The organism is Tamlana sedimenti, from assembly GCF_038148895.1.
GTDB lineage: Bacteria > Bacteroidota > Bacteroidia > Flavobacteriales > Flavobacteriaceae > Tamlana.
The window spans coordinates 262,985-275,358 of sequence record NZ_JBBVGQ010000003.1 but is presented as its reverse complement, the minus strand read 5'-3'; the positions used below and the strand labels follow the sequence as shown (position 1 = coordinate 275,358).

Genomic DNA, 12,374 nt, shown 5'->3' with positions numbered 1-12,374 from the left:
TATGAATGAATTTTACAAAGTCAGTTCTAATAACTTTTCTATTATCGTTTGCTGGGTTTGCACAAAATCATGATAAGCAAATAGCTTTCAGTCAGTTAACTGTAGAGCACGGACTTTCCCAAAACAGTGTCATAAGTATGGCCCAAGACTCCATTGGGTATATGTGGTTTGCAACACAAGACGGATTAAATAGATACAACGGCAGGGATTTTAAGCATTATAATAAGCAATTTGAAGATATTACCCGAGCTACTTTCAGCAACCTTGGTAAAATATACATCGATAAGCAAAATAGACTTTGGATAATTACACATTCCGGAAAATTGGAATTGTACAAAACGGAAGAAGATCATTTTGAACACATTGAATTGCCTTTTAAGGCTAGTACAGTGTTTCAGGACAAAAACTTGAATTTATATTTGGGTTCTTATGGCAACGGACTTTTCAAAATAGATTCCAAATCTAAAGATACCATTCAAGTTTTTAAAAATAGTGACAAGAATGTAACTGTTTATAATATTGATGAAATAGATTCAGATTTGTTGGTTGGGGCATCTGGTGGCGTTTATAGTGTAAACCTAAATGGTTCTTACGAAAAAACACATGTCTTAAGTGGAAATGACATAAATTTTAGTGTTCTTGAAAAAGATAGTCTTGGCGGTGTTTGGCTTGGTTCTTATGGAAGTGGGCTATTTTATAAGGCTAATAATGATAAAAAGTTCATTAAGTTCAAGCATTCCGAACTTCCAGAGGATTTGAATATTGAAGATTTACTCATAGACAGCAAAAACAGATTATGGATTGCAACTTATGGTAGCGGAGTTTTCTTGCTAGATTTAACCAGTAATTATGCTAAAAATTTCAAAGCCAACAAAAACAACCCCTTTGCAATTCACTATAACGACATGCTTTGCCTTTACGAAGACATGACTGGAGTTATTTGGTTTGGCACAGACGGAACGGGTGCAAGTTATTATGACGAACACCTAATTAAATTCAATATTCTGACAAACAATCAAGTGCCAAAAAGTGTTAATGTCGATATGATTAGAAGTTTTACAACCGACGAAAAGCACAATTTTTGGATTGGTACTTCTGGAAAAGGATTGGCTTATTTTGATGCAAAAGCAGGAACTTACAAAACACTAACCACTAAAAATTCTAAATTAAATAGCGATAGGATAATCAGTTTAAACTTTCACGAAAATGAACTTTGGGTGGGGCATCAAGGCTATGGACTCAATATCATTGAGGCCAATGGAAACTATAGAACATATCCCGAGATTGGTAATTATACTATTTGGCGAATATTAGATGAATCAAGTCAAAGGAGATGGTTGGCTACAGAACGGCACGGCATTATTTTATTCGATAAGTACGAAGGAATTGTAAAGGAATACAATGAAGATAATTCAGGACTTGCGGCCAATAATATCAGGGCTTTGGTTAAAGCCAGTGATAGTATTTTGTGGGTTGGCACTGATAATAGTGGCGTTTTTAAGTTGAACATAAAAACAGATGAAGTTGAGAAAATACAACCCCTTAATGATAAAATAAAGTCATTGCTGCTTTTAGAAAATATCCTTTGGGTTGGCACCTACGGGGCGGGGTTAAAAAAATATGACATCGATAAAGGCACTGTTAAAACTTACACGGAAGAAGACGGTTTGCCCAATGAAGTGGTTTACGGTGTTTTACCAGATAGTAATAATAACCTATGGTTAAGTACAAATAATGGGTTATGCCGTTTTAATATTGCTAGTGAAGATTTTGAAGGATTTAGTGTATATGATGGTTTGCAAAATTCGGAGTTTAATACAGGAGCTTATTACAAAGATTCACAGGGTGTCATATACTTTGGGGGGTTGGATGGCCTGAATTGGTTTAGTCCTGAAAAACTCACCTATAATACCGTAAAGCCAAAAACTATTATTTCAAAATTTGAAGTGTTTTCAAAAGAGCGTCCGTTGATTGAAAACACGGAGCTAAATTACAATGAAAATACTGTAACCTTTACGTTTTCCAGTTTGCATTTTTCACAGCCTGAGCGAAACCAATATAAATACAAGCTCGTCAATTATGACGACAATTGGGTTACACCGAAAAGGGTAAACTTTGCGCATTACACCAATTTGCCGCCAAATACTTATACATTTCAAGTAATATCCTCAAACTATGATGGGGTATGGAACGAAACTCCAGCAACTTATACATTCACCATCTTAAAGCCTTGGTATTTAACCACAACCATGAAAATAGGATATTTACTTTTGGCGGTACTTATATCTTTGGGTGTTTATAAGTATTTAAAGTTTAGATGGAATGTTAAGGCCCAGTTGCAAATGGAGCATGCCGAAACAGAGCGCTTAAAAAAATTGGATGAGTTTAAAACAAAGTTATACACCAATATTTCACACGAATTTAGAACGCCATTAACGCTTATTTCAGGGCCTATTGACCACCAATTGTCTAAAAAAGATTTAAAACCAGAAGATAGAAAAGAACTCAGTTTGGTGAAGCAAAATGCCAATAGGCTGCTGAATTTGGTAAATCAAATGGTGGATTTGTCTTTGATAGATTCAGGGCAAGCACAATTAAAAGTAGCCCATGGTAATTTAAAAGTGCTTTTGATTCAAATTGTTACCGCTTTTCAGTACAAAGCAGATGAAAAGAATATTTCCATTAATAGTTCTATTGAAAATTTGGATGAGGCATGGTTCGATATTGACGTTATCGAAAAAATAACTTCAAACCTATTATCCAATGCTATTAAGTATGCACCAAAGGGAAGTGATATAATCTTCAATGCTAACCAGCAGAGCGGATTATTGATTTTGTCAATTATTAACACCAACAAGGATATTTCAAAAAAGGACTTAGGTAAATTGTTTCAACGTTTTTATCAAGAAAATGAAGCTTCAGATGGTTTTGGCGTTGGTTTGGCTTTAGTTAAAGAATTGGTTTCACTATCAAAAGGAAGCATCATTGCTAACAGTGTTGATTCCGATAAAATACAGTTTACAGTCACTCTTCCAATTCAAAAGGAAGCCTACAAGCCCACGGAAATAATAACGAAACAAGCAAAAGATGAGTGGCATGTTGAAGAAGGTTTGTCCTTGAATGGAAATGAAGAGAAGGATAGCTTGTTGATTGTTGAAGATGACCCTGATATTAGAGCGTTTATAGTTTCTATTTTTAAAACTAAATATAGACTGTTGGAGGCCAGCAATGGAAAAATAGGTATTGAAAAAGCTTTAAAACATATTCCTGATTTAATTATAAGCGATGTAATGATGCCCGTTGAAGATGGGATATCACTTTGCAATACACTAAAATATAATGAACTCACAAGTCATATCCCCATAATTCTTTTAACCGCAAAGGTTGGTGATAACAATGAAATTGAAGGTTTAAGAACGGGCGCTGATGCTTACGTTACTAAGCCTTTCAACAGTGAAAAATTAAAATTACGGGTAGAAAAACTTATTGAAAACAGGCAAAAACTACAGCAACGTTTTAGCAAGGATTTAAATTTTAGTCCTGATGTTAGAGTTTCTTCTGCCGAAACCGACTTTTTAAAACGGTTAAAAAAAGTGTTGGACAAAAACCTTGTGAATACAGATTTTACAAGCGAAGCTTTTGCTGATGCCATGGCTATGAGTAGAACCCAATTGCATAGAAAACTAAAAGCTATTGCTGGACTAAGCACTTCGGAATTTATTCGTTCCCAACGTTTAAAGTTGGCTGTTGAGCTTCTTAAAAATTCTGATGTTACGGTTTCAGAAATTGCTTATCAAGTAGGGTTTAACACACCTTCATATTTTATAAAGTGCTTTAAAGAGGCGTATAATTGTACGCCAAACGAATACTTACAGCACAAATAGTGCATTAATCTAGGGTTTGAAAATGTTGAGGTAGACATTATACCAATGTTTGTAACATATCTTGCATCATCTGAAACATCTCTTGTATCTCCCAAAGTTCTATTTGCATAATTTAGCAGTGTAGGTAATTATTTAGAGTGTTTTAAAATGGTCAATTCCGCCAAGGATAATATTAACGAGAAGATATACATGAGTATTGACCACCTAAAAAAAGGCACATACACCCTGCACATTTTACTGAATAACGAGATTGTTAAAACAATTGAAATTATAAAAGAATAAAAGAGGCTATTAATCAATCCTGAATAGGGGAATAACCGAATTGTAGTTGTTTCCCTATTTCTCTTAAAAAAAGCGGTGATCATGAAAAAAAACTACATCTATTTACTGATGGCTATGTGTTTTTTGTACTCCAATTATTCTAATGCACAAACTACATTTAAGCTAGATTCCATTTACCAATATTCTTGGGATAACGGTTTGAATGACTGGAAGCACAATACCAAAGACATTTACACCTACGCCAATGGTGGAACCAAAGAAACCAACCTTTTGCGCCTTAGCTTGAATGGCGTCGATTGGGAAAACTTTTATCAATACAATAAGTTGTACAATGGCAATAATGATTTAACCGAGAGTATTTTACAAAATTGGGATGGAAATAATTGGCAAAATGGTTCGAGAGACAGTTACACATATGATGCATCCAATAACGAGGAAACCTATGCATATGCTATTTATACAGGGCCTAATTGGTTAACATTTAATGAGAATTTTTATACATATAATGGTCTTGATAATATTACCGAAGATCTCAGTACAGCGTATGATTTTATAAATATGATGATGGTGAATGATGAAAGACAAACCTATTTTTATGATGCCAACAATAGATTGGATTTTGAAATTAAGGAAGAATGGAATACAAGTTGGAGTAACAGTGAACGAAAGGAGTACAGTTACAATGTAGATGATAAAATTATTTTGACGGAGCTGCGTGCTTGGAGTGTAAGCATCATGGAGTGGGGTAGTCCTTATAGACAAACCATTTTCAGTTACGACAATAATTTGATTACTGAAGTTATAGAGCAAGTGATTGTTTCCGAGTCATGGGTTAATTCGACAAAAATAATGAATACCTATGATACAAATGGGAATTTGCTTGAAATCTTAGGTCAAGAATGGAACAGTTCAGTTGAACAATGGGAAAATTCATATCGCCAACTGAGGACTTTTGATGTAAATAATAATGAAACAGAGTTGATATACGAAACTTGGAATGCTTCAACCAGCCAATGGGAGGGTTTTTTAAGAATGGTAAAATATTGGTCTATTGTAGGGGCTTTAAATTTGGATAAATTCTTTTCTATTAATGACAAAATAAAGGTTTACCCCAATCCTGTTTCAGGAATCTTGAATATCGAATCCAAATTTGATATCCAATCCATTAATTTGTTCAACCTCCAGAGTAGAGAAGTCATTCAAGTAAATGGAGAGGCTCCAATTGATTTAAGCCATTTTCAATCGGGCATTTATTTATTAAAGATTTCAACACGTAAGGGGGAAGCAGTAAAAAAGATTCTGGTAGATTGATAGAAAAGTATTTGACCAAACAATAAATTATGAAGCCAAATTATCTAACAATTCTAATTCTTTTCGCTTTTGCATTAGCGTATCATTGTAAAAACGATGAAAAAGATAAAACCATCAACATATGAAACTTATTAAATTATTTTTTTCTTGTATTTGTCTAATGATTTTTTTGCCCTTTTCATGCAGTAAAGATGAAAATAAAGAAGAAGATATATCTGAAGACATTGCATGCCAAGAAATAACATTAGAAAAGCAAACCATTTTTCCAACAGAAAAATTAATGCTAAATGGAGTAGATTCAAGCTTAAAAAATAATCTAATAGCAGAATTTTGGTATCAAGATGCTTTTATGGAAATAATCACAAATGTTGCACAGGATGAAAAAGGAGAATCTTTTATAATAGCTCCAATTCATCCAGAGTATCCAATTCAAGGAGGTGAATTACAGGTTATTTTGAAGGATTTGTCTGGAAATTTAGTATGCAATGCAAAATCGATAACAATTTCAGAGTTGCCTGAAGCTACAGGTTATACAGATAAAGTTGTTTTAGGCCTTGAAGAACTATTAAAACAACGAACCGACTTTCTAAATATTGATGAAGCAACTCTATCAGGAAACCTTGCCAACATTGAAAGTACCGAAGCGCCCTTTGCACTGCTTTATAATTTATTGCATAATGAAGATGCTGAATTTGCACTTATACCTTTTTTGAATAATGATAAAAACTGGACTGGAGAAAGTCAAGATAAAGCCACAATTATTGATCTTACTAACCGATTACTAAAAAAATATGATGTTTTAGGCCACATAACCTTAACTATGAATAATTTTTCAAGTAAACCTGATATAACAAAAAACAAAAGGAATAATTTAAAAGTAAATTCAGAAAGATGTGAGAGTGTAGATGCAGAAGATTTAGCTTCTCAAATGAAATCAGCCTCAAATACAGAATATTCCGATCCTGATACAATAACAGGTAAATATTTTGAAGATCTCTCTAATCTAGCAACCATAGCTGGATTAGCACCTGGGAAAATAGGTGTGGCTGGAGATATTTTAAGTACAATTGTGTTTACTATTCAAAAAGTAGAAGAAGCTTATAGTAAAACCCGTTTATCGCATTTTACTCGGTTTGAGGTTAATCTTGCTCAAACCAATCTTTTGGAAGAAACGGGTTGTCCAACTCTTATAGACATGGCGCAAGTATATGCTGCAAGCAATGATTGGTACTTACCAAAAACAATTTATGAGTCAGCTCTTCAACTTGCCAGTATTTTGCCGACAAGAAAAATACCGGGAAAAGAGAAAAACGAAACATGGAAGGAGTATCTGGATGATCATTTGCAGGAGTATGCGGAAGAATTTAGCTTTAAGGTAAATAGGGTTTTTACTATTGACCAACTAAAGAATCTGGCTGACCAAGGTTTCTGGGAAAATGACCAACTAAAAATAGAAGCCATAGAATGTGGCCCCATTGATGTATTGAACCATAAATATATTAAGGCCAATCCGTTAAATAATATTTTTGAAGTTGATTATAAACTTGGTGGTAGTTTAGAAGTTTACCCTACAACAACAGGAAAAGAAATTTTAGAGATAAGCCTGCGTCCTGAATATTTTTCCCAACAAACGATTTCAGTTTCTAAAGAAATAGAACTAAAACCTGTGGAACTCAAATGGGCACAACCTTCTTCAAATCCGCATACAATTAAACCTGGTGATTCTGTTAATTTAGAAGCACATTTAAAAAATACAATAAGTTTAGACCTTGCAGTGAGCTCACCAGAGGGGTTCCTTGAAGAAGGACAAGGGGTGTCTTTAGATACTATCCAAAAATTCACACTTCAAACGCCAAAAGATCCTAGTAAGTACCCTTTTACGGTAACAGCAGAATTCAAATCAACTCAATGTTTTAGAGGTTCAAAATATGCAAACCCTATTACGGCCGAAATTATAATTGATGTATCAAAAATAACAGTATATACCGATGATCTTTTTGGTTGTTTTCAAGTTGGGGATGAAAAAGATTTTAATGTAATTATAGATGGAGAAGACAAGCAAGTTACCTGGTCTGCTCAAAATGAGTCCGGACAAAACTTCGGCATAACCCAAGAGGGTGTTTTCACGGCTCCAGACGAAGCAGGTACGTATATTATAAAGGCCGAATTACAGAGTAATCCGGAAGTATTTGATACACTTGAAATTGAAGTTGTGGGATCTTGTTCATGCTATTGGAGTTATTCAACAAATGAAAATTCAGCATCTTATAATATGGCTTGGTATGTTCCTACTGATAGTGGGGTCGAGGTACGTCTTCATAATGATTTCTACAATATACTTGATGAGGAAATCTGGATTTATATACCTAACGACTTTTTACCGGAAGAGGGAGAAACAAAAGTTACTATTGGGACCCAGACTTTTGAAACTCTTAAAATGCCAATTAATTGTTTTAATTTAAATGGCGGCTTTGGCCCCACGAGCTATAATGTTACTTTAAAGTGGAAAAACCAATATTTAGAGGCATATATAACCGGGGTTTTTCTAAGTGAAACAGATGAAGGAGTAGAGTACGATTTGCCATTCACGCTAATTTTTGGTGCAAATGAAGGGGTGTTGAACTGTGGTGAATAAACATTTTAGATAATGGCAAAGTTCTGAAAGCGAAAACATATTTACAAAAGGAGCAATGAATCCATCATGATAAAATGCCTTCAAAGAATAACTTAGTTTTCTGTTTGTTCTTTAAGCCATATGCAATAAAATTAGTCAATAACCAAACCAATAAATTATGAAGTCAAATTATCTTATCTTTTTTTTCTTATTTGCTTTTGCCCTAGTGTTTAGCTGTAAAAATGTTAAAAAGGAAAAAACTTCAACGGAAGAAATTGTAGTTGAAGAAACAAATAATTATCCAACTAATGTTTTTGATATCGTTACGCGAAGTATGGAATTTCAAATGAAGGATACCATTACTTCAGGATGGAACACGTTTAAATATGACAACAGGGCCAACGAAACCCATTTTTTTAGATTCGTAAAATTACCAGAGGGTATTACAGTTGAAAATTATAAGAATGAAGCCGACCCTGTTTTTGAAGAGGGTATGGATTTAATCAATGAAGGAAAACCGGAAGAAGGTTTTAAAGCTTTTGGAAAAATGCCGAAATGGTTTAGTGAATGTGTCCCAAGCGGTGGTTCAGGATTAATTGCGCCAAAGCACACCACATTTACGGCTTTTTCGTTAACTCCAGGCCTTTATGCGGTTGAGTGCTATGTAAAGATGCCCAATGGTAAATTTCACTCTACCATGGGCATGGTTAAACAGGTTTTTGTTTCGGAAACAGATAGTGGTAACCAACCGCCTGAAGCAACGGATGTAATAGACGTTAAGGAAGATGGTTTTCATTTTGATAGGCCAATTTCAAAAGGGAAACATGTTTTTCAGGTTAACATTGTGAACCAAAAATTACACGAAAATTTTGCAACCTCTGATGTGCATCTGGTAAAACTTAGCAATACTGCTAGTGTTGACTCTTTAGAGAGTTGGATGGTTTGGTATGATCCTAAAGGTTTTATAACACCTGTGCCAAATGGGTTGACCTTTTTAGGAGGGTTTAACGATGCCATTGAAGGAACAACAGGGTATTTTTATGCCGATTTAGAACCAGCAAAATATGCATTTGTTGCAGAAGTACCCAATGCTAAGGAAAAAGGGCTTCTAAAAGAATTTGAGGTACTCGCTAGTAATTAACATACTCCACGATTTCCAAACCGTAGCCAATCATACCAACACGTTTGGTTTGCACGCTATTAGACATCAAGCGTAGTTTGTGTATGTTGAGGTCATGAAGTATTTGGGCCCCAATACCAAAATCCCTATTGTCCATATTGATTTTGGGGGCTTTGGTTACCTCATTTGTTTTTTGGTTTTCCCTTAAAAAAGATAAACGATTGAGCATGTTCATGGACTGGGCATCCTGATTAATAAAGATGATTGCTCCTTTGCCAACATCATTAATCAACTTGAACATGTGGTCCAATTGTTTGTCTGCATCGTGGGTTAGCGTTCCTAAAATATCATTATTTACTAGCGTAGAATTTATTCTAGTAAGTACGGTTTCATCAGATTTCCAAGAGCCTTTTGTTAAAGATATATGCACTTGATTGTTAGTGGTTTGCTTGTATGCTCTTAACCTAAAACTTCCAAATCTTGTTTCAATGTCAAAGTCTTCTTTTTTCTCAATTAAAGAGTCGTGTTGCATTCTGTAAGCCACCAAATCTTCAATAGAAACAATTTTTAAATCCAATTTTTTTGCCAGATCATACAACTGGGGCAAACGGGCCATAGACCCATCTTCGTTCATGATTTCTACAATAACACCGCCTGGATTTAAACCGGACAATCTTGCAAAATCAATAGCAGCTTCGGTATGGCCTGTTCTTCTTAAAACACCGCCTTCTTTAGCCACCAACGGAAAAATATGACCAGGTCGTGCTAATTCAAAAGGCTTCGTATCACGGTCAATCAAAGCCTTAACGGTTTTTGCTCTATCGCTCGCTGAAATTCCTGTGGTAACTCCATTTCCCCTTAAATCCACCGAAACAGTGAATGCTGTCTCCATGTGGTCGGTGTTATTTCGTACCATCATGTCCAGTTCAAGTTCTTTACATCTAGTTTCGGTAAGTGGTACACAAATAAGTCCTCGGCCTTGGGTGGCCATAAAGTTTATAACTTCGGGCGTTACCTTATCGGCTGCGGCTAAAAAATCACCTTCATTTTCACGGTTTTCATCATCAACAACAATTATTACTTTGCCATTTCTAATATCATCAATAGCTTCTTGAATTGTGTTCAATTTGAACTCAGAGGTGCTTTTGTGTGTCATTTTTTCTGCAATCATTGTGCAAAGATATTGCTTATTTTAAAGAATCTAAACAATTTTGCTTTAAGTCTTCCTTTATTTTCTCCCTTAAAAATAGGTGAATAAGCACATAAAAGGGGAGACCGAGAATTAAAAGAGCAATTTTGGGTTTGTTACGTTCTTTTTTAATGTGCTTATAAAATTGATACGTGTTTTTTATTGACTTCAAGTAATAAATGGCAAATAACACCAAAGAAACAACGCTAAGTTGAATTGCCGGTTCAGCCAAAGATTGCAGCTTGTTGTTTTTAAATATGAAGAAGAGCGCCAATAAAATGATTCCAATATTATAAAGCGTTATGGCAAATTTTGCATGTTCTTTATAGTTTTTGTTTATTTTTTCGGAAGTAAAGAAATCTTCATCTAAATAAATTCCGTTTTCTTCAAGTTTGTTTGTTGTAATTCCTCTGGAGTTCAAAACTTTTATAGCTTCAAATTGAACAGCTTTTTCATGCCCTTTAGTTTCGTAATTGTTAATTACATCAGCTAATTCATCATTTTTTAAACTGCCTAAAAATCTATAATCTACGCTATCTTTTTCCTTGATTTTGAACATGCGTTTTATTGGTTCAAGGATGTTGTCGAACTCAAAAAGACCCTTATCGGCAGTGGCTCTTTTGGTTAAAAATATGCCTAAAGGAAGCATAACTAAGGTAGAAAACCAGCTGGCTAAAACAGGGTTAAAGCCTCCATTCTTAGCACTGTTTGTGGCAAAAATGCCAATAAAGTGATAGGTTAAAAATAAAAGTATGGCAATAACCATGGGCAAACCAATGCCTCCTTTTCGTATTAAAGCACCAAGAGGTGCGCCAACAAAAAACAATATAATGCAGGCGAAACCTAAAGCGAATTTTTCATGTAGGGAGATAATGTGCTTATTTAGCCAAGACTTAGAATTTTTTACTGTTACATCTTTTGAGCTTATGAGCTGCTTTGAAGAATTTACTGTTCTAATTGAAGCTTCAACCATCTCCAGTTTTTTCTTGGTATCGAAAATATCAAGAATGTTACCAAGGTATTCGGGTTTATCTGATTTTCTCGCTATTTTAGGCTCATTGGTTATTGTAATCCCAGACCGCACCTGCAAATTATTGGAAAAGGTTTCATGCTCATTTTCTCCTTTTTTAATCAATGAGTCGATGGTTTTATTCAAATCAACTACGTCAAGCATGTTGTACTTGTCGGTTTGTGATTGCTCATCAAAATCAACATTGTTCATGTTAGACAAGTCTATATTTATGATCTTCTTTTCAAAAGCACTTTTGGCAAATGGTTTTCGGTCTCGAGCACTTCTGTTGTTAGATTCAACATCTTGGTATAGATTCCCATCCAATAAAATAAGTTTTAAAACATTGGAGTCTTTCGCCCCTGTAAGCTCTCCTGTTTTAGATTTTATTACCGTATTGTTGGTTCTACCGTTCTGGCCTTTAACGTGTATGGTAACATCTTCTAAATACTGTCCACGGTCACCGCTTTTTTTCTCAACTTTAATGTTGTAGTCGGTTCCGGTAATTGGGTTGAACTGTCCTTCTGCAATGGCCATAGCAGGCTTTAGTTTGGCTATGTTTCTTCGTAAATTATAAGAATTGAGCTCAGCCCAAGGAATGACGTTATTGGAGAAGAAAAAAGTGGTAATGCCTAAAATTACGATAAATACGCTGAGTCCGGACATGGCACGCTGCAATGAAATCCCGGTTGATTTCATTGCGGCGAACTCATAATTTTCAGCAAAACTGCCGAACACCATTATTGAGGCTAAAAGAATAGTAAGGGGCAAAACCAAAGGGATCAGCTTCGGCATAAAATAGACCAGAAATTTAACGATTACTATTAAGTCTAAATCTTTGCCGGCAAGTTCCTTAATGTACAGCCAAATGGTCTGTAAAATAAAAATCAGCATGAGTATAATAAACACGCTGAAAAAGGTCTTTAAATAAGTTGTTATTATGTAGCGATCTAATATTTTCACAC

6 protein-coding genes are annotated in these 12,374 nt (G+C 34.8%); 4 read left to right on the top strand and 2 right to left on the bottom strand.

Annotated features, from left to right (window positions below; genetic code table 11):
- The first annotated feature begins 5 nt into the window (after nt 1–5).
- From WJN01_RS09545 to WJN01_RS09530, 4 genes are all read left to right on the top strand, one after another.
- A complete protein-coding gene (locus tag WJN01_RS09545; protein ID WP_445196928.1) occupies nt 6–3,884 on the top strand; it encodes a two-component regulator propeller domain-containing protein in 3,879 nt (1,292 codons plus the stop codon).
- A 363-nt stretch (nt 3,885–4,247) separates the two neighbouring features.
- Complete coding sequence (locus WJN01_RS09540) at nt 4,248–5,477, top strand: T9SS type A sorting domain-containing protein (RefSeq protein WP_445196927.1); 1,230 nt, start codon at nt 4,248–4,250, stop codon at nt 5,475–5,477.
- Between the two features lie 160 nt (nt 5,478–5,637).
- Nucleotides 5,638–8,112 (top strand): COG1470 family protein, encoded by a 2,475-nt coding sequence (locus WJN01_RS09535; protein ID WP_445196926.1) that lies wholly within the window; start codon nt 5,638–5,640, stop codon nt 8,110–8,112.
- 157 nt (nt 8,113–8,269) lie between these two features.
- On the top strand, nt 8,270–9,232 hold the full coding sequence (locus tag WJN01_RS09530) for a hypothetical protein (RefSeq protein ID WP_445196925.1): 963 nt from the start codon (nt 8,270–8,272) through the stop codon (nt 9,230–9,232).
- Here the strand turns inward: WJN01_RS09530 and ribB are convergent.
- Nucleotides 9,222–10,382 carry a 3,4-dihydroxy-2-butanone-4-phosphate synthase gene (gene ribB / locus WJN01_RS09525; RefSeq protein WP_445196924.1) on the bottom strand — a complete coding sequence of 387 codons (1,161 nt, stop codon included), beginning with the start codon at nt 10,380–10,382 and terminating at the stop codon, nt 9,222–9,224. The genes WJN01_RS09530 and ribB overlap by 11 nt on opposite strands.
- A gap of 16 nt (nt 10,383–10,398) precedes the next feature.
- Nucleotides 10,399–12,372: an LptF/LptG family permease gene (locus WJN01_RS09520; RefSeq protein WP_445196923.1), complete on the bottom strand. Its 1,974-nt coding sequence runs from the start codon at nt 12,370–12,372 to the stop codon at nt 10,399–10,401.
- Nucleotides 12,373–12,374: the final 2 nt, after the last annotated feature.

What these genes read in the sequence shown, in the direction of transcription:
- WJN01_RS09545 (WP_445196928.1), top strand. Translation starts at nt 6, where the DNA reads ATGAATTTTACAAAGTCAGTTCTAATAACTTTTCTATTATCGTTTGCT.
- WJN01_RS09540 (WP_445196927.1), top strand. Translation starts at nt 4,248, where the DNA reads ATGAAAAAAAACTACATCTATTTACTGATGGCTATGTGTTTTTTGTAC.
- WJN01_RS09535 (WP_445196926.1), top strand. Translation starts at nt 5,638, where the DNA reads ATGATTTTTTTGCCCTTTTCATGCAGTAAAGATGAAAATAAAGAAGAA.
- WJN01_RS09530 (WP_445196925.1), top strand. Translation starts at nt 8,270, where the DNA reads ATGAAGTCAAATTATCTTATCTTTTTTTTCTTATTTGCTTTTGCCCTA.
- ribB (WP_445196924.1), bottom strand. Translation starts at nt 10,382, where the DNA reads ATGATTGCAGAAAAAATGACACACAAAAGCACCTCTGAGTTCAAATTG.